The organism is Neorhizobium sp. T6_25 (assembly GCF_002968555.1).
In the GTDB taxonomy this organism is placed as follows: domain Bacteria; phylum Pseudomonadota; class Alphaproteobacteria; order Rhizobiales; family Rhizobiaceae; genus Neorhizobium.
Window position 1 is genome coordinate 36,771 of record NZ_PVBL01000004.1, and the last position, 25,086, is coordinate 61,856.

Genomic DNA, 25,086 nt, shown 5'->3' on the forward strand with positions numbered 1-25,086 from the left:
ATGATGAAGAAAAATCCGGACGGGCGGCTGGAGCTTGAACTGACGGTCGGGGAAGTCGCGGCACGCAGCGGCGTGGCGGTGTCCACCCTGCATTTCTACGAGACCAAGGGACTGATCCAGAGCCGGCGCAACCGCGGCAACCAGCGCCGTTATCCGCGTGTCGTGCTGCGCCGGGTCGCGGTCATCAAGGTCGCCCAGAAGACCGGCATACCGCTTGCCGATATCGCCGAGGCGCTTTCCGTCCTGCCGCACGACCGGCCGCTCACCGCCAAGGACTGGCAGCGGCTTTCGGAAACCTGGAAACGCCAGCTCGACGCGCGGATCGCCAGCCTCACGGCACTCCGCGACCACCTGACCGGCTGCATCGGCTGCGGCTGCCTGTCGATGGAGGATTGCCCGCTGAGGAACCCGCTCGACATGCTTGGCGAAAAAGGCGCGGGGCCGATCTTGCTGGAGGCGGATGAAGTCGAGAATCTCGATTGATTGCACGGATAGGTTTAGCCTAAATTGATTGCGAAAATGCACTCCATAGAGTACAGTTCGCATGTTCACGATTTACTCGACCAAAGTCTTTGATGACTGGCTAGACGACCTCCGAGACAGGCGTGCCGCAATCAGAATCTTCGGTCGGATCGCCCGCGCTGAAGAAGGCAATCTTGGTGACATCAAATCCGTCGGCGAAGGCATCAGCGAGATGCGGATTCATTATGGCCCTGGATATCGCATTTACTTCAGCCGGAGAGGCGACATCGTTGTCCTGTTGCTTTGCGGTGGCGACAAAAGCAGCCAGACCAGGGACATCGCCGAGGCGAAACGCCTCGCCAAGGAATGGAAGGAATAACCTATGGCTTTGGAAATTCGGCGGTTCGATATTGCCGAACATCTGAACAGTGATGAAGATATCGAGGAATTCATGATCGCCGCATTCGAAGACGGTGACCCCGCCTTCATCGCCAAATGCCTTGGCATCGTGGCGAGGGCCCAGAACATGAGCAAGCTCGCCCGCGATGTCGGCATGAGCCGCGCCGCCCTTTACAAGGCCCTGAGCGGCGAAGGAAATCCGGAATTCGCGACGATCCTGAAGGTGATGAAAGCCCTCGGCCTCGAACTCACGCCAGTTCTCGCCAAGGCTGAGAATGCCGCTTGAGTGGTCGCTATCAGCAGCCTCCGTCTTCGTTTAGCATCTTTTGAAAAACGCTTGCCGGACCGATCGAAGCCCATGGGCCAAATCTCGGAAATCGCATATGTCTCCGCAACGGAGAACGTTCTCCCGAAAGCCATAAACACCAAGCCCCGGGAAATCGATGCGTAATTTTCTGCTTTGCTACCCGATCACCGCTGCCGCCATGATCCTGTTGGCCTCGCCCGTCCACGCCCAGGAGGCAGAGCGCTATACCGCGGTCAGCAAGACGGCGATGAGCGTCACCGGGGACGTCTGGCTCGACGACTTCGGCATCACCTTCGAGAATGAGGAAACCCTCGAATTCTCCGATCTCGTTGCCGATAATTTCCGGGTGGACGGCAGGCGGGTGCCGGGATCGGTCTACCGCGTCGCGGAACCGGCCGATCCGGAGCTCGAAAACGGCAACCAGCTCTGCGGATCGGGCGACGTGACCTATGTCGCCAACTGGGCGTCGGGCGAGGGAATGTCGGCGATCGCCGTGTTTACGGGCAGAAACCCGCCGAAGAGCAGCGCCGAAATGTGCGCGCTCTACACCTATGAGGACCCGAAGTGACGGATCGGATCAATCCGCCGTGGGCAACCTGCGCATGGTGAATTCGATCTGGTCGCCTTCGAGCTGGCGCCAGCTTTCCACTTCGGTCCAGTAGGCTGCCTTCGGAAATTCGTGAAACCATTCGCGCGCCTTTTCGCGGGCTTCTTCCCGCGAGAGCTGGAAGGTTTGCCGTACGAACATGCCCTGGCGCTCGCCGGCCTTTTCCTGCCGGTGGCGGTCGATCCTGCGTTTCAGCCCGTCGAGCGGCGGGGGTGTGAACTTTGCCATGAAAGCCTCTGATCAGCACCTGTTTATGCGGTAAAGATAATGCGCAGCGACACGCTTTGCGAGTCTCATTTTCCACCTGCGACAACCGATGGAATGGCTCGCGAAAGCCAGAAATGCTAATCCCCGATCGGAAAAATGCGAATCGCGCCAAGGGGATGGCGAGAGGAATAGAGACATGGAACGGCCGGTACTGCCCAAGGGATTGCCTGAGGACATCGAAGACAAGAAGGCGGCGGCGAAAGCCTGGTTCGAGAGCCTGCGCGACACGATCTGCGCCTCGCTGGAAGGCCTCGAGGCGGAACTGACCGGACCTCTTTCCGATCAGGAGCCCGGCCGCTTCAAGCCCAAGGACTGGCTGCGCGACGGCGGTGCCGGCGGCGGCGGCAGAATGTCGATGATGGAGGGACGCGTCTTCGAAAAGGTCGGCGTCCACACCTCGACCGTACACGGCGAATTCTCCGACGATTTCCGCAGCCAGATGCCGGGGGCGGATGAAGACCCGCGCTTCTGGGCATCGGGCATCTCGCTGATCGCCCATCCGGTCAATCCCAACGTGCCGACCGTCCACATGAACACCCGCATGGTGGTGACGTCGAGCCAGTGGTTCGGCGGCGGCGCCGATCTCACCCCGGTGCTCGACCGGCGCCGCATCCAGACGGATCCCGACAGCGCCCTCTTCCACCGGGTCATGGAAATCACCTGCAAGCGCCACGAGGCGGTCGCCGACTATGACCGTTACAAGGCCTGGTGCGACGAGTATTTCTTCCTGAAGCACCGCAACGAACCGCGCGGCGTCGGCGGCATTTTCTTCGACTGGCTGCATCCGGTCGAGGAAAAAGGCGGCTGGGATGCGGATTTCGCCTTCGTGCAGGACGTCGGGCGAGCCTTCAATCTCGTCTACCCGAAGATCGTCCGCGCCAATTTCAACAAACCCTGGACGGAATATGATCGCGACGAGCAACTGATCCGCCGCGGCCGCTATGTCGAATTCAACCTGCTCTACGACCGGGGCACCATTTTCGGGTTGAAGACCGGCGGCAATGTCGAGTCCATTCTGTCGTCGCTGCCTCCGGTTGTAAGGTGGCTTTAGATAAAAGATCACAAAATTAACGATTTCGGGTATAAACAGGCCCCAATATCTCATCCTTAACAAATGCGATATCGGAATCGATGCGATGGTGGTAGCGTCCCCTTGGTTGTACCGGAGGAGGAACGCCATGATGGCACCGAATAGCATGCCAATGCCGGATGCGTCTGAGGACAAGGACGCCCGTTCCCTTGATACTGCTGAAATGATCGACCGCCTCGCCACCGAAATGCGCGCGAGAACCGGCGGTGAGCTCCCCCATTCCTTTTATGTGGACCAGGTCAGGCGCCAGCTTACCGGCAGGTCGGTTGCAATGTCGGCCGCCAATGACGAGGCGGCGCGGGTAAAGGGGCAGGAACAGGCTTCCGTCTTTCACGCCTGGGCGTTTTCCGAATAAGCGTCTGGAACGGTCCTTGTAGTTTCCGAGTTATCGAGGGTGGCGCCGGCGGATATGGGAGATATCCGCCGCCTCCAGTCCAACGCTAACAGGAGGAAATGTCATGCGACTGTTCGAATGCGGGACGCTCGTGCCCGGTTGCCAGTGGCATACCCGTGCCGACGAGGACGCCGAAGTGGTCCGCCGCGCCGTGGAGCATCTGCGCACGGTGCACGGGGAAGAGATCATTCGCGAAAACATGGTCGAGAACATCAAGGCGCGCATCCGCGACGAAAACGGCGCGGCCGCGGCCTGACGCCTGGAGCGTAACGAGGCGCAAGCCGTTCTGCAGCAGAACCCTCACGGCCTCACTTCCAAGCCTATGTCAGGCAGCGAGTTGCCTGACGTCAGAGCGAATTTCGGATCATATCCTCCAGGCGGGCGGTCAGCGCCGCCCGGTCAAGGGCGAAGTTGCGCTCCACCCAAAAGTCTTCCAGTTCCTTCAGAATTTCCCCCACCCGCTTTCCGGCGGGTACACCGGCTGCGACGATGTCGGCACCACTGACCGGAAAGACCGGCTTCTCGTAGTTCTCCGCCCTCTTCAGCAAGACCGACAGCCGCGCGGATTTACGCATCGCCGCGGGATCGCCTTCGGCCGCAGTTCGAACAGAGGCAAGTGCGAGCCGCAGCCGCATGACCAACCCCTCCGCGCCCTGCCGGTAGAGCAACCGGTCGAAGCCGACATCCGTCACCTCGTCCGGCGGCACCGGCGCGTTCGCCCAGGTGGCAAGTTGCGCAGCCTCCGAATTCGACATCTTGAGCCGCTTCGCCAGTGCATCCAGCCGCTCGGCATCCGGCGGCACGATCGCCGCCAGCCGCAACATCGGGTCGAGCGTCCAGCCGAGCGACTTCTCTGCCGCCACGAGGCCGTGAATGCCGTCGATACCCCATTTTTCCGTCTCGGGCAGGATTTCGGTGAGCACGCCCGCCTGCCGCATCCACAGCAGCGCGCGGGAAGGATCGGCGGCGGACAGGAGTTTCTTTGTCTCGGACCAGACCCGCTCGGCCGACAGCGTCGAAAGCTTATCCTTGGCGCGGGCGCAGGCCCTCAGCCCATCCGCATCCGGCCGGCCAGAACCGTAGTGGGCAAAAAAACGGAAGAAGCGCAGGATGCGCAAATAGTCCTCCGCGATCCGCTCGGCCGCATCGCCGATGAACCGGACGGTGCGCGTCTCGATATCCGGAATTCCGTTCACAAGGTCGATCACAACGCCCTGAGCGTCCGCATAAAGCGCGTTGATCGTCAGATCCCGCCGTTCGGCATCCACCTGCCAATCGATACCGAAGGCGACCTTGGCGCGCCGCCCGTCGGTCTCGATATCGCGACGCAACGTGGTGACTTCAAAGCCGTGGCCTCCGATGACCAGCGTCACGGTACCATGCTCGAAACCGGTCGGTACCGCCTTGATCCCAGCCGTCACCGCGCGCTCGACGACCTTTTCCGGACGAAGCGTCGTGGCGACGTCGACATCGGCGACGGGAAGCCCCATCAGCGCATTGCGCACCGCGCCGCCCGCCACCCGCGCCTCGCCGCCGTCGGCATTGAGCAGGGTCAGGATGCGCTGCAGCGCCGGGTCCCGGAACCAGGCCTCGTCGGCTACACTGGTCATGCATAAAGCCTTTCATAGAGCGTGCGCAGAATGCCCGCGGTAATGCCCCAGATGTTTCGTTCCTCGTAGGGCATCACGTAGAAATGCCGCTCCTTGCCGTCCCATTCGCGGCTGCCGCGCTGGTGGTTCGCCTCGTTCATCAGGAAGGACAGCGGCACCTCGAAGACGTCGTCCACCTCGGCCGGATTGGGCGTGATCTCGAAGCCGCGCCTGACCACGGAGAGCACCGGCGTGATGCGGAAACCGGTCGCCGCGTAATAGGTCGGCAGGCGCGACAGCGTTTCGACGAAGGAACGGTCGAGGCCGATCTCTTCTTCCGCCTCGCGCAGCGCTGCCTGTTCCGGAGACCGATCCTGCGGATCGATCCCGCCGCCCGGAAAGGCGATCTGTCCCGAATGCTTGCGCATCGTCGATGTCCGCTGCGTCAGGATCACCTTCGCCCCGTCGCCGTCGTCGACCACCGGCACCAGCACCGCCGCGTCCTTCAGCTTCAGCCCCGCGGCAAAATCCACCAGCGTCGGATTGAGCAGATGGTCGCCGTGATCGCGCCAGGCGTGATCGATCGGCCCGCCGTTCTGGTTCAGCGCCCGGCGGCGGAAATCGCCGGCCGAAAAAAGGGGAAAGTCACTCATTGCGATAAGGCGTCCAATTCGGCCTTGGGCATCACCGGAAAGACCTCCGTTCCGGAGCGGACGGAGAACATCGGCACCCCGTCTATCACGATCGCCTCGCCCAGTTCCACGAGATCGTACATGACCGCGCGGGAAACGAGCGCCTCCAGCCGGCCGCGCACCAGGAGATAGGGTTTCAGCTCGCGGTTTTCGCCCGAGATTTCGAAGCGCAAGGGGTGTTCCGCGCCTGCCTCGACCACATCACCGACATTTGTCCTGAACGTGAGCACCTGCCGGCCTTCACGCTGCGTCACCTGCATCTCGACGGCGAGAAAGGGTGCGTCCACGACCCGGATGCCGACTTTTTCCACAGGTGTTACGAGGTAGGTCCTGCCGTCCTCGTCCCTGCGCAGCACCGTTGAAAACAGCCGCACCAGCGGTGCGCGGCCGATCGGCGTGCCCATGTAGAACCAGGTGCCGTCGGCACGGATTTCCATGTCGATATCACCGCAGAAGGGTGGATTCCACCTGTCGACGGGTGGCAAGCCGCGCTTTCCGTCGCCGGTTTGCTCGGAAGCGCGCAAAATCAGGGCCGCAAGCCCTGCGGCATCGGGTGCCGAATTTATCGTTTGCGCTGCCATCTTTCAGTCCCGGTTCGACCTTAAGCATTCACCAAAGCAATTGTTCCTCACGAGATAGTCATTCAATACGTGCTTGTCAGCCATATTTCGGGGAATAAGTTTGATCGGATAAGCCGGATGCTGCGATGCAGCGATTCGATGCCGGGATATGAAGACCCCGGCCTTGGAAAGCCAGTCGGTTTCTGAGTGCCTGCCGGTTCTGGATGCCAGCCAGTTTTGGATGATGGAGAACGACATGGGCCTGATGAATTCCACCGATACCGTCCTCGATGAGAAAGCCATCATCGCCGCCGCCGAAATGGCCCTCTCCGACATCGCCGCCATCCGCACCGAAGTCGCCAAGGTGATCTTCGGCCAGGAAAAGGTGGTCGAGAACACGCTGCTGGCCGTCCTGTCCGGTGGCCATGCGCTGCTCGTGGGCGTCCCCGGTCTTGCCAAGACCAAGCTCGTCACCACGCTCGGCACCGTGCTCGGTCTCGGCGCCAACCGCATCCAGTTCACCCCCGACCTGATGCCCTCCGACATTCTCGGCTCGGAAGTGATGGATACGGACGATGCCGGCCGCCGCTCCTTCCGCTTCATCAAGGGCCCGGTCTTCGCCCAGCTCCTGATGGCCGACGAAATCAACCGCGCCTCGCCGCGCACCCAGTCGGCGCTGCTGCAGTCCATGCAGGAATACCATATCACGGTCGCCGGCCAGCGTTACGATCTGCCCGCTCCCTTCCACGTGCTCGCGACCCAGAACCCGCTGGAGCAGGAAGGCACCTATCCGCTGCCGGAAGCGCAGCTCGACCGCTTCCTGCTGCAGGTCGACGTGCTGTATCCGGAACTCGCCGCCGAGCGGCAGATCCTGCTCGAAACCACCGGCCTTTCGGAATCCAAGTCCCGCGGCGTCATCGACGCTGCCCGCCTTCAGGAAATCCAGATGCTGATCCGCCAGATGCCGGTCAGCGACAAGGTGGTCGATGCGATCCTCTCGCTGGTGCGCTCCGCCCGCCCTGGCCATGGCAATGCCCATACCGACAAGCATGTCGCCTGGGGTCCCGGCCCGCGCGCCGGCCAGTCGCTGATGCTGACGGCCCGTGCGCGCGCCCTCTACGAAGGCCGTCTCGCCCCATCGCTCGACGACGTCTATGCGCTTGCCGAACCAGTGCTGGAGCACCGCATGGCGTTGACATTTGCGGCGCGCGCCGAAGGCATGTCGGTACGCGACGTCATCGCCGGTCTGGTGAAGCAGGCCCGCGGCTAAGTCCGCCGGCTAGAAAGGAACCTGCGTGGCATCCACCATTGGCCAGATCGTAGAGCAGACACCGAGTAGCGAACTCCTCTCCCGAGCCCAGGCCCGCGCGACGCTTGTGCCGGATTGCATGGTGGAAGCAAAGCGCATCGCCAACACGGTGATCGCCGGTTGGCATGGCCGCCGCAAGCGCGGCGTCGGCGAAAATTTCTGGCAGTTCCGGCCGTATGCCGAGGGTGAAAGCCTGTCTCGCATCGACTGGCGCCGCTCCGCCCGCGACGACCATACCTATGTCCGCGAACGCGAATGGGAAGCCGCCCACACCGTCTGGCTCTGGGCCGACATGTCGCCGTCGATGATGTACAAGTCGACGCTCGCCATTGCCTCGAAGGAAAGCCGGGCGCTGGTGCTGATGCTGGCGCTGGCCGAAATCCTTGCCCGGTCCGGCGAGCGGATCGGCTGCCCCGGCATCATGGAGCCGGTATCGGCACGCAACGCCGCCGAACGGCTTGCCGCCTCGATCATGCACGCGCCACTGACCACCGGCCTGCCGGACACCGCGATGATCCGCGGTCACAGCGACATCGTGCTGATCGGCGACTTCCTCGACGACGCCGACCGGGTGATGGAACGCATCGCCCCGCTCGGCCGCCGCGGCCTGCGCGGCCATGTGGTCGAGATCGCCGATCCGGCAGAGGAGACTTTCCCCTATACCGGCCGCACCGAATTCACCGATCCCGAAACCGGCGAAAAGCTCGTGTCCGGCCGCGCCGAGATGATCCGCGAGGATTACCAGCGCGCCTATTTCGCCCGCCGCGACGCGCTCGGTGAATCGCTGCGTCGCCTCGGCTGGAGTTTTGTCTTTCACCGGACCGATCACCTCGCCTCCGAGGCGCTGGTCGCCGTGCATGGTTACCTGTCCGGCTTGCCGGCGCAAAAACCGGGCGGAGGCAGGTCATGAGCGCGCTCATCTTCGCAAATCCCGCCATCCTCTTCGGCCTGATTGCGCTGCCGGTCATCTGGTGGCTGCTGCGGCTCACCCCGCCGCGCCCGAAGGCGGAAGTCTTCCCGCCGCTCCGGATCCTGGCAACTGTCCTGAAGCGCGAGGAAACGCCCTCGAAGAGCCCCTGGTGGCTGACGCTGCTGCGGATGCTGCTGGCTGCCGCCGTAATCCTGGCGATCGCCGATCCAGTCATGAACCCGCGCGCCAACTCCCTGAATGCCGGCGGCCCGCTGGTTGTCGTCGTCGACAACGGCTGGGCGACCGCCGCCGACTGGGAGCGCCGCGTCCAGACCGCCAACCTCCTGATCGATGACGCCGAAAGCGCCGACGTGCCGGTGTCGATCACCTTCACAGCCGATGCCGGCCATGAGGCCGTGCCCGGCACGGCAGCCGCTGCCCGCGACAAGCTGACGGCCGCAAGCCCCAAGCCGCTGGTTCCCGATCGCGGCCGCGCCGCCCAGGCGGTGAGAGAAGCCATGAACGGCGCCCGTCCCGGCACGCTCGCCATCCTTTCGGACGGCATGGCGGCGGCCGGCGACAACGAAGCCATGTCGACGCTCGCAGCCCTCTCACCCGCCGAAATGCGCCTGATCGAAGGCGACGGCCACAGCGCCGTGGCGCTGACCGACGCGGTCAACAACGCCGCCGCCATGTCCGTGACCGCAACACGCCTTTCGACCACATCGGCGCAGCAGATGAACGTCAACGCGCTGGACGCCCAAGGGCGCGCGCTCGCCTCCGGCACGCTGCGCTTCGATGCGGGTGCAGCGACAGCGACCGCCGAGATCGCCTCGCCGTTCGAACTGCGCAACGATTTCGCCCGGCTCAACATCGACGGGCTTGCCACGGCCGGCGCAGCACACCTCCTAGATGACGGCTTCAAGCGCCGCCGCATCGCGCTTCTCGCCGGCGAAAGCGGCAGCGACTTCCAGCCGCTCCTGCAGCCGCTCTATTATATCAGCCGCGCGCTCCTGCCCTATGCGGACGTCATCCAGCCGAACACCGCAGACCTTTCGGTCGCCATCCCGCAGATCCTGCAGGGCAATCCGTCCGCCATCATCCTCGCCGATGTCGGCCGCCTGCCCTCCGAATCCTATGCGCCGCTGCAGCGATGGATCGCTCAAGGGGGCACGCTGATCCGCTTTGCCGGTCCGCGCCTTGCCGCCGCCCCCGCCGACGATCCGCTGGTGCCGGTCGTCCTGCGCCAAGGCGAGCGCGCGCTCGGCGGCGCCATGTCATGGTCGGAGCCGCAGTCGCTCGCCGATTTCCCGGGCTTCGGCCCCTTCGCCGGCTTGCCGCGCGCCGCCGACATCACTGTCACCCGCCAGGTTCTCGCCGAACCGACGCCGGATCTTGCCGAACGCACCTGGGCGAGCCTTGCCGACGGAACGCCGCTCGTCACCGAAAAGGAAGTCGAGGCCGGCCGCATCGTACTCTTCCACACCAGCGCCGAAGCGACCTGGTCCAACCTGCCCCTGTCGGGCAATTTCGTCGAAATGCTCCGCCGCCTGGTGCAGCTCGCCCGCGCGGGCGGTGCCGCGTCGTCCGGCTCGGGAGCAGAGGGGACCGCGGCGACGCTGGCTCCCTACCGGCTGCTCACCGCCGACGGTGTCCTCACAACCGAAACCGGGACAGCCCGACCGATCGCGATTGCCGCCAACCAGGTGCCGGTCGCAAGCTTCGACCACCCGCCCGGCCTTTACGGCACCGAGGACGGTTTCACCGCCGTCAACCTGCTGGCGCCGAAGACCGTCATTGCCCGCTTCGATCCGACGACAGCCGGTCGCCCGCTGGTGCGCGAAGGCCTCGCCGGCGGCGAAGCCGTGTCGCTGCGCCCCGCCCTTTTTGCAGCCGCCCTGGCGATGCTGATCCTCGACAGCCTTGTGGTGCTCTTCATGAACGGCGCCTTCTCCCGCGTGCCTACTCGTCGCCGCGCCGCCGGCAATGCCGCCGCGGTCATCGCCGCCCTCGCCTTCGGCCTCTTCGCCTTCGTCCCGAACCCGTCGCAAGCGCAGGAGATGCCGCCCGGTGCCGGAGCCAAGCCCGGTGACGAGCAGATCCTCGAACGGCTGGATACGACCCACCTCGCCTATGTCGTGACCGGCGAGAGGGACGTCGACAGCATTTCCGAGCAGGGTCTCGAAGGTCTCAGCCAATTCCTCACCTACCGCACGACGCTGGAACCCGGCGCCCCGGTCGGTCTCGACATCACCAAGGACGAACTCGCCTTCTATCCGATCATCTACTGGCCGATCTCCGCCACCGCGCCGATGCCCAGCCAAGCGGCGATCTCCCGGATCGACGCCTACATGCGCAACGGCGGCACGGTGCTCTTCGACACGCGCGACCAGTATTCGTCGCTCGACGGAGGCGGTACCACGCCGAATGGCGAACGCCTGCAGGCGATCCTCGCCAATATCGACATCCCGCCGCTGGAGCCGACGCCGGCCGACCATGTGCTGACCCGTTCGTTCTACCTGCTCACCAATTTCCCTGGCCGCTATACCGGCAGCCCGCTCTGGGTCGAGGCGCGGCAGGAAGCCAAGAACACCGGCGCGCAGCTCTCCTCCAGCGGAGACGGCGTGACGCCGCTGCTGATCACCGGCAACGATTTTGCCGGCGCCTGGGCAGTCGACAGCCAGGGCGGGCCTGTTCTTCCCACCGTCCCCCCGGACGAGATGCAGCGCGAATATGCCTATCGCTCCGGCGTCAACATCATGATGTACATGCTGACCGGCAACTACAAAGCCGACCAGGTGCACGTCCCGGCTCTGCTTGAGCGGCTTGGGCAGTGAGGGAAAACCAGCGTATGACGCGTTCCCCCTCACCCCGCCTCCGCTACGCTCGGCGACCCTCTCCCCAAGGGGAGAGGAGGAACGGCGCCGTCGCGGCAAACTCCCTCTTCACCCCAGCGGGGAGAAGTTGGTCCGAAGGATCGGATGAGGGGGTAACCGCAATTTCCCCGGCCAATAGAGGGAAATCCTCATGACCATCGAATTCGCGCCCTTCTTCTCCTGGCCGATCCTCGCCGCGCTCGGCGTCTTTGCGCTGATCCTCGCAGGCCTTGCCTTCTGGCGCGGCATCCGCGGCGCCACCCTGCGCACGCTGGCGCTCGCCGCCCTGCTCCTGGCGCTCGCCAACCCGACGCTGCTGCAGGAGGACCGCGACCAGCTTTCGACCGTGGTGCCGATCATCGTCGACCGCTCGCAGAGCCAGGATACCGCCCAGCGCAAGCAGCAGACCGACGAGGCACTCGCGAGCCTCAAGGACCGGTTCTCCCGCTACCCGCGCATCGAGACGCGCATTGTCGAGGTCGATGACGACGGCGAATCCGACACGCCGTCGACAAAGCTGTTCACGGCCCTTCGTTCCGCCATTTCCGACGTGCCGCCGGCCCGTATCGGCGGTGCGGTCTTCCTGACAGACGGCCAGATCCACGACCTGCCCGGCATCAATCAGGACCTCGGCTTCAACGCCCCCGTCCACGGCCTGATCACCGGCAAGCCCGACGAGTTCGACCGTCGCGTCGAAGTGGTCCGCGCGCCGCGTTTCGGCATCGTCGGCGAGGAACAGGAACTGACGCTGCGGGTCTTCGACGACGGTCGCACCGGCGGCGGACCGGCACAGGTGACCGTGCGCATGAACGGCCAGCAGACCGCGACGCTGCGCGCCACGCCGGGCCAGGAGACGCCCTTCTCCTTCACGGTTCCGCGCGGCGGCAACAACGTCATGGAGTTTTCGGTTGCCGAGCTTCCGGGCGAAGTGACGATCGCCAACAACCGCGCCGTCCACGTCATCGACGGCATCCGCCAGAACCTGCGTGTGCTGCTCGTCTCCGGCGAGCCGCATGCCGGCGAGCGTGCCTGGCGCAACCTCTTGAAGTCCGATGCGTCGGTCGACCTCGTGCATTTCACCATCCTGCGCCCGCCGGAAAAACAGGACGGCACGCCGATCAACGAACTGTCGCTGATCGCCTTCCCGACCCGCGAGCTTTTCGTCGAAAAGATCAAGGATTTCGACCTGATCATCTTCGACCGCTACAAGCACCGCGGCGTGCTGCCGATCCTCTATTACGACTACATCGCCCAGTACGTGAACAATGGCGGCGCGCTGCTGATCGCCGCCGGCCCCGAACATGCCGGCGAGGATTCGATCGCCTCGACGCCGCTCGAACAGGTCCTGCCGGCCGCGCCGACCGGCGAAGTCCACAGCGCCGCCTTTTATCCGCATCTGTCACCGGAGGGCGAAAAGCACCCCGTGACCCGCGGGCTCGACGGCTCCAATGCCAACCCGCCGGCCTGGGGCCGCTGGTTCCGCACCATCGACGTCGATACGCCGCAGGGCCAGACCGTCATGGAAGGCGACGGCGACCGCCCGCTGCTCGTCCTCAACCGGCAGGGCGAAGGCCGCGTCGCCATGCTGCTCTCGGACCAGGGATGGCTCTGGGCCCGCGGTTTCGAAGGCGGCGGCCCGCACGTCTCGCTCTATCGCCGCATCGCCCACTGGCTGATGAAGGAACCGGAACTGGAGGAAGAGGCGCTGACCGCCCGCGCCGTCGGCCGCACGCTCGAAGCCACCCGCCAGACGATCGGCGACGACCCGGGGCCCGCGACGATCAAATATCCGTCCGGCCGCACCGAGACCATGCCGATGACTTCAGCCGGTCCCGGCCAGTACCGGCTGGAGCGCCGCATGGAAGAGACCGGCCTGTTCGAAGTCACCAACGGCGAGTTTTCGACGCTGGTGCATGTCGGCACGGTGGATGCGCCGGAGTTCAAGGCGATGATCTCGACCGAGGCCACCTTGAAACCCTATGCCGACAAGACCCGCGGGCTCGTCACCCGCGTCGCCTCGGGCGACGGCATCTCGCTGCCGGACATATTGCCGGTACGCGGCGAAGTGCGCGTCAACGATCCCGACCGCATGGTGATCCGCCTGACCGACGAGACGGTGCTGCGCGGCATCAACACGCTGCCGCTGTTTGCCGGTTTCGCCGGCCTCTCCGCCCTGCTCTTCGCGGTCGCGGCGATGTGGTGGCGCGAGGGTCGCTGAGGCATGACGCAGCTTGATATGACTGCCTCGCCCCGGCCGGAGGAACTGGCTGCGATCAGCGAGGGACTGACCGCCTTCAACGAAGCCGATGTCGGCCCGTCGGAACGTGAAGCTCTCGCCATCCTGATCCGCGATATGGATGGAAAGGCGATCGGGGGGCTTTCCGGCTATACGGCCTGGGGCTGGCTCTTCACCCAATGGCTTTTCGTCCCGGAAACGTTGCGGGGGGAAGGCATGGCCGGCAAGCTGCTGAGCCAGGCCGAACAGGAAGCCCGCGCCCGCGGCTGCCATGGCGCCTGGATCGACACGTTCAGCCCGGTCGCCCGCAAGGCCTATATGCGCCAGGGCTACGAAATCTTCGGGGAACTGCCGGAATTTCCGAAGGGCCGCACCCGCACCTTCCTCAGGAAAGCTCTGTAGGTTATCCGTGCGCTCCGAAGATGGAGACGGGAATAGCCGCATGGATATCGACCTGAAAATCATCGAAGGCATGACCGCCGACGAGGAGGATTTCATCCTCGAACGGCTGATGACCCACAATGCAGCGACGTTCGGCCCCACGAACCGCCGCGAGCTGGCGGTGCCGCTGCATGACGACGACGGCAAACTCATCGGTGGGCTGACCGGCTATACCGGCCGCGGCTGGCTCTACGTTTCGATGCTCTACATCCCCGACGAACTGCGCGGCCGCGGCCTTGCCGCCCGCATGCTCGACATGGCGGAGGCCGAAGCCCGCGCCCGCGGCGCGATCGGCGCCTATATCGACACGATGAACCCCGCCGCACTCAAGCTTTATCTGAAGCAGGGTTACACAGAGATCGGCACGCTGAAAGGCCTCGAAGGAGGCCATTCGGTGACGTGGCTGCAAAAACGGTTCTAGCTCAGGCGATAGAGACCTGCCGCGTTTCCGCATTGATCATCGTCGCGGCAATCGCCGCGATCACCAGCAGGCCGGCAAAGATGCCGATCGTCAGGCCGAGCCCCTGAACCACGACATAACCGACCAGTGATGGCGCCAGCAGGCCGCCGAGACGGGCCATGGCGCCGGCTGCCCCCATGCCGGTCGCCCGTGACGCGGTCGGATAAAGTTCCGGCGTATAGGCATAGAGCGCACCCCAGGTGCCGAGCAGCGCAAAGCTCATGATCAGCAATGCCGCCCCGACCAGGAGGGCGCTGGGTGCGACGACAAACATCAGGCAGCCGAGCGCCGAGAGCAGGCAGAAGCCGATCAGCGTCGGCTTGCGGCCCCATCTCTCCACACCATAGGCGGCAAGCGCATAGCCTGGAAGCTGGGCAAGCGCGACCAGGACCAGGAAGCCGTAACCGCGCACGAAACCGAAGCCCTCGCCGGCGAGCCTCGCCGGCATCCAGGTAAAGACGCCGTAATAGGAGACCGAGACGAGGAACCAGATCGCCAGGATCATGATGCTGCGCTGGCGCAACTCGCCCGAGAAGAGGCCGGTTGCCTTGACCGGCGGCGCCGGGACCAGGCTGGTGCCAGCCGCGAGCTGCGGACGACCATTGACGACGAGCATCCGGTCGACGATAGCCCTCGCCTCGTCATTGCGGCCCGAGCGCATCAGGTAGAGCGGCGATTCCGGCACAAGGAAACGCAGGCCAATGCCGGCGATCGCCGGAATGGCGGTAACCGCAAAGATATAACGCCAGGCATCGGCGACGCCGGCAAGGCTTGCGGCCCAGGCGGCGAGCGCCACGATCAGCGTCCCGACTGCCCAGAAGCCTTCGAGCAGGACCAGCCAGCGGCCGCGGTTTCTGGCAGGCAGGAATTCCGCCATCATCGCATAATCGACAGGCAGCGTGCCGCCGACGGCAGCGCCGGTCAGGAAGCGCAGGACAAGCAGAATGGTGAAATCCGGGGCAAAGATGGAGAGCGTGCCGAACAGCGCATCGCAGCCAACCGTGACGATCAGCACCCGGCGGCGGCCGATCCGGTCGGCAAGCCTGCCGAAACCGAGCGCGCCAAGCAGCATGCCGAAGAAGAAGGCCGTGCCGGTCTGCAGCGCCTGCGGCACGGTCAGCCCGAAACTTGCCGCGATAGAGGCGGCGGTGAAACCGACCGCCAGCACCTGCATCGCATCGGCCGTCCAGACGAGGCCGAAAACCCCCATCAGCCGTCGCTGATAGGTCCCCGCTCCGGCGCGATCGAGCGCCTCGTCCATGGTGATTGCTGTCATGCGCCCGGTCCCTCGCTTCGACGAATCGTGCGGCCGGCTTTCGCCGACCGATCCGTCATCTGCTTAAAGGAAACGGCCTATCCGCGCCAGCCGATGACGCCCTTGAGCCGCGCATGCACGTCGGCTGCGATCGGCACGACCAGTACTCGGCCGGGATCGACAGGTCCCGGGAATTCCAGCGCGCCATAGGCAACCTTCTCGAACCCGAGCGGGCCGTAATAAGGCGGATCGCCGACGAGGATGACCGCTTCCGAACCCTGGCGCCTCGCCGCGTCGATGGCGATCCGTACCAGTTCCCGGCCGATGCCCTGGTTCTTGTGCGACGGCCGCACCGCAAGCGGTCCGAGCAGATGGCCTTTCACCGAACCCGCATGGACCGGCGTCATCCTGACCGAAGCGATCGTTTCGCCGTCATCGGCACAGACGAAGGAGAGTGTCCGGTCATGCGGCCCCTGCTCGCGGATGCGGGCGGCGGCGCGGGTATGGCGCCCGGGGCCGAAGGCTTCCGCGTTGATGAGTTCGATGACCTCATCATGGGATGCATCTTCCGTGAGATAAACGAGTTCGTGCTTATAGAGGGCGTTGTGCTGAGACATGAAGGACCGAAGCCGTAGATTGAGAGCGGACAGGACAAGGGATCTCGATGACGCCTGTTCAAGCGTCGTGGTCGATGATCAGCGTCGTCGCAGTGTCCGTACTTCGGTCATGGAAAAAGGTTTCTCCAAATTTCGGAAAGCGAAGTAGCAGGAAAAATTCTGATCGTCCAATGCAAAAACACAGCGTTCATAAAAACCCGGCTCGCAATCCGGTGAGGTTGCCGTATCTATTGCGGCAACGAACACGAAGGAGATCGCCATGGGCATGCTTGTCGATGGGAAATGGCATGACGTCTGGTACGACACCAAGGAAAACAAGGGTCATTTCAAGCGGGCGGAATCGCAGTTCCGCAACTGGGTGACCGCGGACAGTTCCGCCGGTCCCTCCGGCAGGCAAGGCTTCAAGGCCGAAGCCGGGCGCTACCACCTCTATGTTTCCTATGCCTGTCCCTGGGCGCACCGCACCCTGATCTTCCGCAAGCTGAAAAAGATCGAGGACCTGGTCTCGGTCTCGGTCGTCGATTACCTGATGCTGGAGAACGGCTGGGAATTCCGGAAACGTGACGGCGCCACCGGCGACGACCTGTTCGGCTCGGACTATCTCTACCAGGTCTATCTGAAGGCCGATCCCAACTATTCCGGCCGCGTCACCGTGCCCGTCCTCTGGGACAAGCTTGAGAACACCATCGTCTCGAACGAGAGTTCCGAGATCATCCGCATGTTCAACAGCGCCTTCGACGGCCTGACCGGCTCGACGGCGGATTTTTATCCCCAAGCTCTGCGCGGCGAAATCGACGAACTGAACGCGCTCGTCTACGACACGGTGAACAACGGCGTCTACAAGGCCGGTTTCGCGACCGTCCAGGACGCCTACGAAGCCGCCGTCACCCGGTTGTTCGAAACGCTCGACATTCTGGAGCAGCGCCTGTCAGGCAGCCGCTACCTGTTCGGCGACACCACGACCGAGGCAGACTGGCGCCTGTTCACCACGCTGCTGCGCTTCGATCCGGTCTATGTCGGCCACTTCAAGTGCAACATCCGCCGCATCGTGGACTACCCGAACCTGTCCGGCTATCTCGCTGATCTCTATCAGCAACCCGGCATCGCCGAGACCTGCAACCTGTTCCACATCAAGCACCACTATTATGGGAGCCACAAGACCATCAACCCGACCGGCATCGTCCCCGTCGGCCCGGTGATGGACCTCGACGCACCGCATGGGCGGGAGAAGCTGAAGCGGGTGGCTTGATGTTTTGGGGCGTCAGCGCCTCACCAGTAATCCGCCCTCTCCACCTCGCCCTTCAACTCCCGCAACCGCCGTAGCGTCGCGGCGGTCGTCTCCTCCGGCAGCGCATCGAGCGCAAAGAACCCGCTTTCGGCAATCTCCCGGTCCGGCGCACGCGGAGCCGTCTGCTCCACCGTCACCCGATAGAACAGGACATGGTCGCGTTTGCTGGCATTGCGATTGTAGTAGGCGTGAAAGAGCGAAATCTCCCCGACAATCTCCAGATTGCCCTCCTCGCGTAGCTCCTTGCGCAGAGCGTCGAACACCGTCTCCCCGCGCTCGACGCCGCCTCCCGGCATGTACCAGCCGGGCACATAGGTATGACGCACGAGGAAGATGCGGCCTTCGCCGTCGAAGCAGGCGGCCCGCACCCCGAGCGTCATGCCGCGCGTCAGCATGAAGACCCGGTGCAGCAGCCAGACGACGACCCGGGTGCGCATACCGCGGATTTCCGGCACCCCTTCCCGGCTCATTCATAACTCCGGCAGCGTTCAGAAAATCGATAACGATTTCTGCGCTCATGCGTTATGTCTGCGCCATGTTCAAATTCGCGCATATTTCCGACATCCATCTGGGGCCGCTTCCAAAACTCACGCTCCGCGAGCTTTTCTCGAAGCGGATCACCGGGTTTGTGAACTGGCACCGCAATCGGCGCAAGCACCTTTTCGTCAATACGCTCGACCTGCTCTTGAGCGATTTGAAGACGCGCGAACCGGACCAGCTCGTCATCACCGGCGATCTCGTCAACCTGGCGACCAAGATCGAGACGCGGCTTGCCGGCGAGTGGCTGCGCACCATTGGCGAGCCCTATGATACGACTGTCGTGCCCGGCAACCATGACGCCTATGTGCCGGGCGCGCACGACAAATCGGTCAACGAATGGTATCCGTTCATCAAGAGCGACGACGATCCGGCCGAATGGCCTGAAGAGGATCATATCTTCCCGACGCTGCGCCGGCGCGGTCCGCTGGCCATCATCGGCTGCTCGACCTCCAATGCCACCCTGCCCTTTTCGGCCTCGGGTTATTTCGGCTCGCGGCAGGCCCGCGAGACGGTCAACCTGTTGAAGAGAGCCGGAGACGAAGGCCTCTTCCGGGTGGTGCTGATCCACCATCCGCCGATCCGCGGTGCCGCTTCCTCGCACAAGCGCATGCTCGGCATCCGCCGGTTCGCCGCCGCGGTCTCGACCGGCGGCGCGGAACTGGTGCTGCATGGGCATACGCATCTCAATACGCTCTACTGGCTGCGAAGCCATACCGGCAACGTCCCGGTGGTCGGCATCGCGTCGGCGTCCCAGGGGCCTGGCGGACACAAGCCGCGCGCCGCCTACAACCTCTTCACGCTCTCTGGCGAGCCCGGCGCCTGGAACCTTCTTTGCGACCGTTATGGCCTCACCGAACGGGGCGACGGCGTTACGCTCGACAACAGCCGGCTTCTCTACGGCGAGGAGCCAGCAACGATGTCGATACCGCAAGTCGCGAGAATGTTGTAGAATCAATGGCGCGATTGTTGCGGAATCGCCACAATCCCGTCATAGCTATGAGTTCGTTCCGGTTATTTCAGTAAATCACAGGTAAGCCGCTCCTATACATGACCCAGCCGAGCCCATCGACCGACATCCGGCGCGATCTCGTAGCGCTCCTGCCGCGCCTGCGCCGTTTTGCGCTGACGCTGACGGGAAGCGCTGCCGAGGCCGATGATCTGGTGCGTGGAGCGGCAGGCCGGGCGATCCAGAAAAGCCATCACTGGAAGGGCGAAGGCCGGCTGGAAAGCTGGCTTTTCAGCATGATCCGCAGCACCTTCGTGGACGAGGCCAAGAAGCGCCGTCGCGCCGATATCCATGCCACAGACGACGCTTCCACGGCCGGAAGTTCCCGCCCGTCGAAGAAGGACGCCCTCGCCTGCCTGCCGGACGGGCTGGCGAGCGTTTTCCTGCTCGCCGATGTGGAAGGTTTCGCTTACGCGGAGGCCGCCGCCATTCTCGGCATCCAGCCGGATCTCTTTGCCGCCCGCCTTTGCACCGCACGTCTCAGCCTGGCGGCGGCCGCCGCCGAAACGAGCGAGCGGAGAGCGTGAGGATGAACATCCCCCAGCCTTCGCAGCTCGAACTCCGTCTTTCCGCCTATATCGATGGCCGGACCAGCGACGACGACAGGCATGACGTCGAGGAACTGCTGGTCAACGACCCGCAGGCGCGGTCTCTGCACGACGCGCTGAAGCGCGGCGCCGATCTCGGAAGGCGCGCGTTTGACGACATGCTGAAGGAGCCGGTGCCGCTCGATCTGGTGCGCACCATCAAGAATGCGCCGCTGCCGCGCCGGGCCGTACGCCTGCCGCAGGGGCCGCGCCCGACGCTTTCCTTCAAGCCGTCCGGCCTACAGGCAGTGGCCGCCTGCGCCCTGTTTTTCGTGTTCGGCGGCGGCATCGGCTATATGATCGGCGGCAATCCCGCGGTGCCGCAGTTTTCGATGATCTCCATGCCCGGCACCAGCAGCCGCGACTGGCTGGACGATATCATCGCCCATTACCGGCTCTATGCGCGCCAGACCAATCACCTTGCTGAAATCCCGGCCGACAGGCCTGCCGATATCCTCGAATGGCTGACCACCAATACCGGCGTCGGCTTTCGGATCCCCGATCTCAGCGACAGCGGCCTGACCTTCCAGGGTGCCCGGCTGTTTGCCGCCGGCGGCGGGCCGGTCGGCCAGCTTCTCTACCGCCGGACCGATGGCGAAGGAGACGGCGACGTGATCGCCATTTCCTTCACCAAGACCCGGCCCGAGAGCAACCGCTCGATCGAGGAAATCCGCAACGACACCGGCCTCGTCTCCTGGGTCACGCCGCTGGCCACCTATATGATCGTCGGCCCCTCGTCTGCGGCCGATCTGGATGATATCGCGGCCAAGGCGGCGGGGCTGATTTAGGCTACGACATACGGAAACGCCTGGCTGCCTAAGAGCGCCTTAGATTCAAGCGAGTTATCTGTGAGCGGTTAACCGCAGTAAAGTTAAAAGTAATGACAAAAACGGGGATGCAGCTGTCAGCGAAAATTGCTGCATTACCGCCGTGCAGCCGTCAATAATGTTCAAGATCTATTTTCTCGAAATTGCCCGAAGTATGTTGCTGTAAGTATCATCAAAGCAAGAAATGCAGCGCAAAAAATATACCAAGCGAATGACGCAAAGACGATGATAAAAGCGCCGCCAAGCAAAACCTCACCCGAGCCTCCATATCGCCCTTGCTGCGGATGCCAATATATTGCCAATAACAAGGCTAAAGAGAAAATTACACTCGAAAAGCTTTCCCTCATGAAATTCTGGAATTTATAACTTCCACTCTGGAATTGAGTAAAAATAAAAAAATGACGCACCATCAAAATAGAAAATAATAACGAAATTGCAAGCATAACGGCCGGAAACGTACATAATGACAAAATCAATCTGCAGCGCAACAAATCTGTATCACGCTCAAGTATCAATAGTGAATTGATACTTGAGCCGGCAGAACTCAAAAAATTATCGCAGAAAGAATGATCAAAGCGGAAAAAACCAATAAAAATACCTAAGCTGAAAAAAATGAAAAATGAGCACATGAGTATTTTTCGGAATAAAATTTTTAAATAAAAAAACTCGGGAATATCGAAAATCGAGATTTCTTTGAGATATGACGCTTCATCATCACTCATGGCCACAACCTATTCATAAAATCAGCCGAATAGACGTGATGACAAATTAAATCGCGTACTATGCGTGCTTTGGTTCCCGGCACTTACGTCTGATGCCCCCGCCACACTATGGGCAAATTGCACGTCAGGCGAGCAAAAACAAGTCCAGTTCTAAACTTCCTGCGACAATCAAGAGGCCGCCCAGATAGTCGAGCGGCCCTCTGCAATTTTTACAGCCCCGACCTTCCTCAGCGCCCCTCGATCACCCGGTTCGCCGCCGAGACGATCGCTTCGAGCGAGGCCGCGACGATGTTTTTGTTGATGCCGGCGCCGAACAGTTTTCCGTTCGGGTGCTCCATCTCCACATAGGCGATGGCAGACGCGTTCGAGCCGTGCTGCAGCGAATGTTCGGAATAGTCGGCGACCGAAAGTTCTATGCCGAGATAGGTCGACAGTGCGTTGATGAAGCCGTCGATCGGTCCCGTGCCCGTGCCTTCGATCCGCTTTGTCTCGCCGCCGTCGGTGATCTCCGCTGCGACGACGCGAACGCCCTTGTGATCGACCCCGGCCGGAAAGGTGTGGTGATCGACGAATTTCAGCCGTCCGCCGGGCTGCTCGACATAACGCTCGATGAAGCTTTCATAGATGCGCCTGGCGGGAAGCTCCACGCCCTCTTCGTCGGTGATCCGCTGGATCTCCTCGCGGAACTCCACCTGCAGGTTGCGCGGCAGGTTCAGGCCGTAATCCTCCGCCAGGATATAGGCGATGCCGCCCTTGCCCGACTGCGAGTTGATGCGGATGATCGCCTCGTAGGAACGGCCGACATCGCGCGGGTCGATCGGCAGGTAAGGCACTTCCCAGACGGGGTGATTGGCTTGCCTGATCGCCTTCATGCCCTTGTTGATCGCATCCTGGTGCGAGCCGGAAAAGGCCGTATAGACCAGTTCGCCGACATAAGGATGCCGTTCGGGAATGACCATCTGGTTGGAATATTCGTAGACCGCCTTGATCCGCTCGATATCGGAGCAATCCAGTTCCGGATCGACGCCCTGCGTGTACATGTTCAAGGCCAGCGTCACCACGTCGACATTGCCGGTGCGCTCGCCATTGCCGAACAACGTGCCTTCGACACGGTCCGCACCCGCCATCAGGCCGAGCTCGGTCGCAGCGATACCGGTGCCGCGGTCGTTATGCGGATGCAGCGAGATGATGATGTTTTCGCGGTTGTCGAGATTGCGGCACATCCATTCGATCTGGTCCGCGTAGACGTTCGGGGTCGCCATCTCCACCGTCGAGGGCAGGTTGAGGATCAGCTTGTCCTCGGCGGTCGGCCTGATCACCTCGGTGACCGCATTGCAGATTTCCAGCGCCACTTCCAGTTCGGTGCCGGTAAAGCTTTCCGGCGAATACTGGAAACGAAAACCGCCACCCGACTTGGTTGCCATGTCGGTGATCATCTTGGCCGCATCCACCGCGATCTGCTTGATACCGGCGACATCCTTGGCGAACACCACGCGGCGCTGCAGCTCGGAGGTCGAGTTGTAGAAGTGGATGATCGGCTTGTGGGCGCCCTCCAGAGATTCGAAGGTGCGGGTGATCAGCTCCGGCCGGCACTGGACCAGGACCTGCATGGACACGTCTTCCGGCACACCGCCCTCTTCCACGCACCAGCGGGCGAAGTCGAAATCGGTCTGCGAGGCGGATGGGAAACCGATCTCGATTTCCTTGAAGCCCATGTCGAGCAGCATGCGGAACATGCGGGCCTTGCGGTCATGGCCCATCGGGTTGACCAGAGACTGGTTGCCGTCGCGCAGGTCGACCGAACACCAGATCGGCGCCTTGGTGATGGTTTTCGTGGGCCAGGTGCGGTCGGGAATGTTGATGGGCGGGTAAGCGCGGTATTTCACAGCCGCGTCGGGCATCCCGGATTTATGGCCGGATTTGGCGGAATGGGTCTTGGCGTCCATTGTCGTCGTCTCTTCTCGCTTCACGCGTCACTCGGCACCCATCTGGGGAATTGGCCGTCGTCGATGCGGACCTTCAGCGGTCTTTGGTGGCTCGGTCTTGAATGTTCGTGAGAGGAGCTCTTATGCCGGGCGGGCCTTCGGCCGCCGGGCGCTCCTCAACGGACCCGGCAACCGCGCGTAAGGTCGAGGCTAAGAAGCGAGGAAAGCGCAAATACCATCGTCCCGGGCGCGATGCGGCGGGTAGACGAACGGTCGGACATGATTGCGCCTGTCATGGTCATGGGCAGGATGTATAGCCGCGTGTCCCGAATGACGCAAGTGCCCTCTACTTTTTCAGAGCCTGCATGAAACGCTGCAGCGCCATCATCACCCCACCGGCGACCAGCCCCCAGAAGGCCCCGGAAATCCCCGCAAACGAAAGACCCGACGCCGTCACGAGGAAGGTGATCGCCGCGGCTTCGCGCGTTTCCGGGTCGCGATAGGCGGCAAAGGCCGCGTTGGCAAAGGCGCCGATCAGGCCGAGACCTGCCACCGCCTGCAGCAGGATCGGCGGAGCCAGCGACACGAAGGCGATGATGCCGCCGGCGATCAGGCCGAACACGATGTAACCGAAGCCGGCGACGATTGCCGCCCAGTAGCGTCTGGCGGGGTCGGGGTGGGCATCCTCGCTGGCGCACATCGCCGCCGTGATCGCCGCCATGTTGACCGGCACGCCGCCAACCAGCCCGCCGAGGATCGAGAAGATGCCGGTGCCGACAAACATCACGCCCGGCGGCGGCTCGTAGTGGTGCACCTTCAGGATCGCCATGCCGGGAATGTTCTGCGAGGCCATGGTGACGATGAACAGCGGCAGCGCGACCGAGATCACCCCATGCAGGGTGAAGACCGGCGTGACGAAAGTGAGGCCCGGATGGATCGCCGCGCCGATCTGCGCCATCGCGTCGGGGGCAAGGTCGACGCCGAAGACCAGCACCAGGATCAGCGCGCCGAGCGACGCCGGCACCGCCCACAGCCGCCACCTGGAAACCACGACCATCCAGGTCAGCACGATCGGCAGGCCGAGCGCGGCATTGAAGGCGACAGCCTTCACCGGCGCGAGGCAAAGGCTGAGGAGAATGCCGGCCAGCATGGCATTGGCGAGCGGCGCCGGGATCAGCCGGATCGCACGGCTGAGCGGCCGGAACAGGCCGGAGAGAATGATCAGTACGCCGCAGACCACGAAAGCGCCTACCACGGCCGGAAACCCGCCTTCGATCATGCTGATGCCGGACAGAAGCGCCGCCCCCGGCGTCGACCAGGCGATGCTGATCGGCATCCGGTACCAGCTCGAGAACACGATCGCCAAGATGCCCATGGAGATCGACTGCGCCAAGAGCGCCGAGGCGATTTCCGGTGCGGTCGCACCCATCGCCTGCAGCCCCTGCATGATGACCGCAAACGAGCTGATGAACCCGACAAAGGCTGTGAGCAGCCCCATCATCAGGGCTGAAACGGAAAAATCCTTGAACATACCGGCGGGGACTCATGAATTTGAAAGTCCGCAATCGAACATAGGCCCGGCGGCAAAGGCAAGGCGCGTTTACCGCAAAGGGGTACGGCCGAACGGGAAAGCCATGGCTGCGACCGGCCATTTGCCTTTACCGGCTACCCGGCCACGCCTTTGTTCGTGCCTGCGAATATTCGCATCTGTTGATAATTT

At 63.1% G+C, this 25,086-nt stretch carries 27 protein-coding genes; 17 read left to right on the forward strand and 10 right to left on the reverse strand.

Features of this window, described 5'->3' with window-relative positions; translation table 11 throughout:
- Positions 1 to 3 precede the first annotated feature (3 nt).
- The 4 genes from soxR to C5L10_RS06625 all read left to right on the forward strand — a co-directional run bounded on the left by soxR (position 4) and on the right by C5L10_RS06625 (position 1,736).
- The gene (gene soxR, locus C5L10_RS06610; RefSeq protein ID WP_105429220.1) at positions 4 to 483 is read left to right on the forward strand and encodes a redox-sensitive transcriptional activator SoxR; all 480 of its coding nucleotides are present in this window, start codon (positions 4 to 6) and stop codon (positions 481 to 483) included.
- Between the two features lie 61 nt (positions 484 to 544).
- A complete protein-coding gene (locus C5L10_RS06615) occupies positions 545 to 841 on the forward strand; it encodes a type II toxin-antitoxin system RelE/ParE family toxin (RefSeq protein ID WP_105428998.1) in 297 nt (98 codons plus the stop codon).
- 3 nt (positions 842 to 844) lie between these two features.
- Positions 845 to 1,147, forward strand: a complete 303-nt coding sequence (locus C5L10_RS06620) for an addiction module antidote protein (RefSeq protein WP_105428999.1) — start codon at positions 845 to 847, stop codon at positions 1,145 to 1,147.
- Positions 1,148 to 1,304: 157 nt separating this feature from the next.
- The gene (locus C5L10_RS06625) at positions 1,305 to 1,736 is read left to right on the forward strand and encodes a hypothetical protein (RefSeq protein ID WP_105429000.1); all 432 of its coding nucleotides are present in this window, start codon (positions 1,305 to 1,307) and stop codon (positions 1,734 to 1,736) included.
- 9 nt (positions 1,737 to 1,745) lie between these two features.
- Here C5L10_RS06625 and C5L10_RS06630 read toward each other — a convergent pair whose 3' ends face one another.
- The gene (locus C5L10_RS06630) at positions 1,746 to 2,003 is read right to left on the reverse strand and encodes a hypothetical protein (RefSeq protein ID WP_037076370.1); all 258 of its coding nucleotides are present in this window, start codon (positions 2,001 to 2,003) and stop codon (positions 1,746 to 1,748) included.
- 175 nt (positions 2,004 to 2,178) lie between these two features.
- Between C5L10_RS06630 and hemF the strand changes: the two genes are divergently transcribed.
- The 3 genes from hemF (at position 2,179) to C5L10_RS06645 (ending at position 3,782) form a co-directional block, all read left to right on the forward strand.
- Positions 2,179 to 3,093: an oxygen-dependent coproporphyrinogen oxidase gene (gene hemF / locus C5L10_RS06635; protein ID WP_105429001.1), complete on the forward strand. Its 915-nt coding sequence runs from the start codon at positions 2,179 to 2,181 to the stop codon at positions 3,091 to 3,093.
- Between the two features lie 127 nt (positions 3,094 to 3,220).
- Positions 3,221 to 3,487 carry a hypothetical protein gene (locus C5L10_RS06640; protein ID WP_245447941.1) on the forward strand — a complete coding sequence of 89 codons (267 nt, stop codon included), beginning with the start codon at positions 3,221 to 3,223 and terminating at the stop codon, positions 3,485 to 3,487.
- Positions 3,488 to 3,590: 103 nt separating this feature from the next.
- Entirely contained in the window at positions 3,591 to 3,782 is a 192-nt protein-coding gene (locus C5L10_RS06645) for a DUF1059 domain-containing protein (RefSeq protein WP_037076377.1), read from the forward strand.
- A gap of 91 nt (positions 3,783 to 3,873) precedes the next feature.
- On the opposite strand, the gene C5L10_RS06650 is transcribed toward C5L10_RS06645, so the two are convergent.
- The 3 genes from C5L10_RS06650 to C5L10_RS06660 are packed head-to-tail and all read right to left on the reverse strand — an operon-like array spanning position 3,874 to position 6,388.
- Entirely contained in the window at positions 3,874 to 5,136 is a 1,263-nt protein-coding gene (locus C5L10_RS06650) for a CCA tRNA nucleotidyltransferase (protein ID WP_105429002.1), read from the reverse strand.
- Complete coding sequence (locus C5L10_RS06655; RefSeq protein WP_046668678.1) at positions 5,133 to 5,768, reverse strand: CoA pyrophosphatase; 636 nt, start codon at positions 5,766 to 5,768, stop codon at positions 5,133 to 5,135. Before C5L10_RS06655 ends, C5L10_RS06650 begins: the two co-directional genes overlap by 4 nt.
- A complete protein-coding gene (locus tag C5L10_RS06660; protein WP_105429003.1) occupies positions 5,765 to 6,388 on the reverse strand; it encodes a DUF1285 domain-containing protein in 624 nt (207 codons plus the stop codon). Before C5L10_RS06660 ends, C5L10_RS06655 begins: the two co-directional genes overlap by 4 nt.
- Positions 6,389 to 6,623: 235 nt before the next feature.
- Between C5L10_RS06660 and C5L10_RS06665 the strand changes: the two genes are divergently transcribed.
- From C5L10_RS06665 to C5L10_RS06690, 6 genes are all read left to right on the forward strand, one after another.
- Complete coding sequence (locus C5L10_RS06665; protein ID WP_046631167.1) at positions 6,624 to 7,637, forward strand: MoxR family ATPase; 1,014 nt, start codon at positions 6,624 to 6,626, stop codon at positions 7,635 to 7,637.
- 25 nt (positions 7,638 to 7,662) lie between these two features.
- Positions 7,663 to 8,586: a DUF58 domain-containing protein gene (locus C5L10_RS06670; protein ID WP_046668674.1), complete on the forward strand. Its 924-nt coding sequence runs from the start codon at positions 7,663 to 7,665 to the stop codon at positions 8,584 to 8,586.
- Positions 8,583 to 11,423, forward strand: coding sequence for a DUF4159 domain-containing protein (locus C5L10_RS06675; RefSeq protein WP_105429004.1), 2,841 nt, complete (start codon positions 8,583 to 8,585; stop codon positions 11,421 to 11,423). Before C5L10_RS06670 ends, C5L10_RS06675 begins: the two co-directional genes overlap by 4 nt.
- Positions 11,424 to 11,613: 190 nt before the next feature.
- Entirely contained in the window at positions 11,614 to 13,680 is a 2,067-nt protein-coding gene (locus C5L10_RS06680; protein ID WP_105429005.1) for a hypothetical protein, read from the forward strand.
- A gap of 3 nt (positions 13,681 to 13,683) precedes the next feature.
- On the forward strand, positions 13,684 to 14,100 hold the full coding sequence (locus tag C5L10_RS06685; protein WP_105429006.1) for a GNAT family N-acetyltransferase: 417 nt from the start codon (positions 13,684 to 13,686) through the stop codon (positions 14,098 to 14,100).
- A 40-nt stretch (positions 14,101 to 14,140) separates the two neighbouring features.
- A complete protein-coding gene (locus C5L10_RS06690) occupies positions 14,141 to 14,560 on the forward strand; it encodes a GNAT family N-acetyltransferase (protein WP_105429007.1) in 420 nt (139 codons plus the stop codon).
- A gap of 1 nt (position 14,561) precedes the next feature.
- Here C5L10_RS06690 and C5L10_RS06695 read toward each other — a convergent pair whose 3' ends face one another.
- Complete coding sequence (locus tag C5L10_RS06695) at positions 14,562 to 15,875, reverse strand: MFS transporter (RefSeq protein WP_105429008.1); 1,314 nt, start codon at positions 15,873 to 15,875, stop codon at positions 14,562 to 14,564.
- Positions 15,876 to 15,952: 77 nt separating this feature from the next.
- A complete protein-coding gene (locus C5L10_RS06700) occupies positions 15,953 to 16,471 on the reverse strand; it encodes a GNAT family N-acetyltransferase (RefSeq protein ID WP_105429009.1) in 519 nt (172 codons plus the stop codon).
- A gap of 259 nt (positions 16,472 to 16,730) precedes the next feature.
- Here C5L10_RS06700 and C5L10_RS06705 point away from each other — a divergent pair, with 259 nt between their 5' ends.
- Positions 16,731 to 17,720, forward strand: a complete 990-nt coding sequence (locus C5L10_RS06705) for a glutathione S-transferase family protein (RefSeq protein WP_105429010.1) — start codon at positions 16,731 to 16,733, stop codon at positions 17,718 to 17,720.
- A gap of 20 nt (positions 17,721 to 17,740) precedes the next feature.
- Here C5L10_RS06705 and C5L10_RS06710 read toward each other — a convergent pair whose 3' ends face one another.
- Positions 17,741 to 18,229: an NUDIX domain-containing protein gene (locus C5L10_RS06710; RefSeq protein WP_105429011.1), complete on the reverse strand. Its 489-nt coding sequence runs from the start codon at positions 18,227 to 18,229 to the stop codon at positions 17,741 to 17,743.
- A gap of 65 nt (positions 18,230 to 18,294) precedes the next feature.
- Here C5L10_RS06710 and C5L10_RS06715 point away from each other — a divergent pair, with 65 nt between their 5' ends.
- The 3 genes from C5L10_RS06715 to C5L10_RS06725 all read left to right on the forward strand — a co-directional run bounded on the left by C5L10_RS06715 (position 18,295) and on the right by C5L10_RS06725 (position 20,680).
- Positions 18,295 to 19,248, forward strand: coding sequence for a metallophosphoesterase (locus C5L10_RS06715; RefSeq protein WP_105429222.1), 954 nt, complete (start codon positions 18,295 to 18,297; stop codon positions 19,246 to 19,248).
- 98 nt (positions 19,249 to 19,346) lie between these two features.
- Positions 19,347 to 19,832 carry an RNA polymerase sigma factor gene (locus C5L10_RS06720; RefSeq protein WP_105429012.1) on the forward strand — a complete coding sequence of 162 codons (486 nt, stop codon included), beginning with the start codon at positions 19,347 to 19,349 and terminating at the stop codon, positions 19,830 to 19,832.
- A 2-nt stretch (positions 19,833 to 19,834) separates the two neighbouring features.
- Complete coding sequence (locus C5L10_RS06725; RefSeq protein WP_105429013.1) at positions 19,835 to 20,680, forward strand: anti-sigma factor; 846 nt, start codon at positions 19,835 to 19,837, stop codon at positions 20,678 to 20,680.
- A gap of 161 nt (positions 20,681 to 20,841) precedes the next feature.
- Here C5L10_RS06725 and C5L10_RS06730 read toward each other — a convergent pair whose 3' ends face one another.
- The 3 genes from C5L10_RS06730 to C5L10_RS06740 all read right to left on the reverse strand — a co-directional run bounded on the left by C5L10_RS06730 (position 20,842) and on the right by C5L10_RS06740 (position 24,897).
- Positions 20,842 to 21,441: a hypothetical protein gene (locus C5L10_RS06730; protein WP_105429014.1), complete on the reverse strand. Its 600-nt coding sequence runs from the start codon at positions 21,439 to 21,441 to the stop codon at positions 20,842 to 20,844.
- 227 nt (positions 21,442 to 21,668) lie between these two features.
- Positions 21,669 to 23,387: a 2-isopropylmalate synthase gene (gene leuA, locus C5L10_RS06735; RefSeq protein ID WP_105429015.1), complete on the reverse strand. Its 1,719-nt coding sequence runs from the start codon at positions 23,385 to 23,387 to the stop codon at positions 21,669 to 21,671.
- Between the two features lie 325 nt (positions 23,388 to 23,712).
- Entirely contained in the window at positions 23,713 to 24,897 is a 1,185-nt protein-coding gene (locus C5L10_RS06740; protein WP_105429016.1) for a benzoate/H(+) symporter BenE family transporter, read from the reverse strand.
- Positions 24,898 to 25,086: the final 189 nt, after the last annotated feature.

Coding starts and splice junctions, on each gene's coding strand:
- C5L10_RS06665 (WP_046631167.1), top strand. CDS start 6,624: ATGGGCCTGATGAATTCCACCGATACCGTCCTCGATGAGAAAGCCATC.
- C5L10_RS06700 (WP_105429009.1), bottom strand. CDS start 16,471: ATGTCTCAGCACAACGCCCTCTATAAGCACGAACTCGTTTATCTCACG.
- C5L10_RS06740 (WP_105429016.1), bottom strand. CDS start 24,897: ATGTTCAAGGATTTTTCCGTTTCAGCCCTGATGATGGGGCTGCTCACA.
- C5L10_RS06660 (WP_105429003.1), bottom strand. CDS start 6,388: ATGGCAGCGCAAACGATAAATTCGGCACCCGATGCCGCAGGGCTTGCG.
- C5L10_RS06625 (WP_105429000.1), top strand. CDS start 1,305: ATGCGTAATTTTCTGCTTTGCTACCCGATCACCGCTGCCGCCATGATC.
- C5L10_RS06690 (WP_105429007.1), top strand. CDS start 14,141: ATGGATATCGACCTGAAAATCATCGAAGGCATGACCGCCGACGAGGAG.
- C5L10_RS06655 (WP_046668678.1), bottom strand. CDS start 5,768: ATGAGTGACTTTCCCCTTTTTTCGGCCGGCGATTTCCGCCGCCGGGCG.
- C5L10_RS06685 (WP_105429006.1), top strand. CDS start 13,684: ATGACGCAGCTTGATATGACTGCCTCGCCCCGGCCGGAGGAACTGGCT.
- C5L10_RS06615 (WP_105428998.1), top strand. CDS start 545: ATGTTCACGATTTACTCGACCAAAGTCTTTGATGACTGGCTAGACGAC.
- C5L10_RS06675 (WP_105429004.1), top strand. CDS start 8,583: ATGAGCGCGCTCATCTTCGCAAATCCCGCCATCCTCTTCGGCCTGATT.
- hemF (WP_105429001.1), top strand. CDS start 2,179: ATGGAACGGCCGGTACTGCCCAAGGGATTGCCTGAGGACATCGAAGAC.
- C5L10_RS06730 (WP_105429014.1), bottom strand. CDS start 21,441: ATGAGTGATGATGAAGCGTCATATCTCAAAGAAATCTCGATTTTCGAT.
- C5L10_RS06720 (WP_105429012.1), top strand. CDS start 19,347: ATGACCCAGCCGAGCCCATCGACCGACATCCGGCGCGATCTCGTAGCG.
- C5L10_RS06725 (WP_105429013.1), top strand. CDS start 19,835: ATGAACATCCCCCAGCCTTCGCAGCTCGAACTCCGTCTTTCCGCCTAT.
- C5L10_RS06710 (WP_105429011.1), bottom strand. CDS start 18,229: ATGAGCCGGGAAGGGGTGCCGGAAATCCGCGGTATGCGCACCCGGGTC.
- leuA (WP_105429015.1), bottom strand. CDS start 23,387: ATGGACGCCAAGACCCATTCCGCCAAATCCGGCCATAAATCCGGGATG.
- C5L10_RS06715 (WP_105429222.1), top strand. CDS start 18,295: ATGTTCAAATTCGCGCATATTTCCGACATCCATCTGGGGCCGCTTCCA.
- C5L10_RS06640 (WP_245447941.1), top strand. CDS start 3,221: ATGATGGCACCGAATAGCATGCCAATGCCGGATGCGTCTGAGGACAAG.
- C5L10_RS06705 (WP_105429010.1), top strand. CDS start 16,731: ATGGGCATGCTTGTCGATGGGAAATGGCATGACGTCTGGTACGACACC.
- C5L10_RS06630 (WP_037076370.1), bottom strand. CDS start 2,003: ATGGCAAAGTTCACACCCCCGCCGCTCGACGGGCTGAAACGCAGGATC.
- soxR (WP_105429220.1), top strand. CDS start 4: ATGAAGAAAAATCCGGACGGGCGGCTGGAGCTTGAACTGACGGTCGGG.
- C5L10_RS06620 (WP_105428999.1), top strand. CDS start 845: ATGGCTTTGGAAATTCGGCGGTTCGATATTGCCGAACATCTGAACAGT.
- C5L10_RS06645 (WP_037076377.1), top strand. CDS start 3,591: ATGCGACTGTTCGAATGCGGGACGCTCGTGCCCGGTTGCCAGTGGCAT.
- C5L10_RS06695 (WP_105429008.1), bottom strand. CDS start 15,875: ATGACAGCAATCACCATGGACGAGGCGCTCGATCGCGCCGGAGCGGGG.
- C5L10_RS06680 (WP_105429005.1), top strand. CDS start 11,614: ATGACCATCGAATTCGCGCCCTTCTTCTCCTGGCCGATCCTCGCCGCG.
- C5L10_RS06650 (WP_105429002.1), bottom strand. CDS start 5,136: ATGACCAGTGTAGCCGACGAGGCCTGGTTCCGGGACCCGGCGCTGCAG.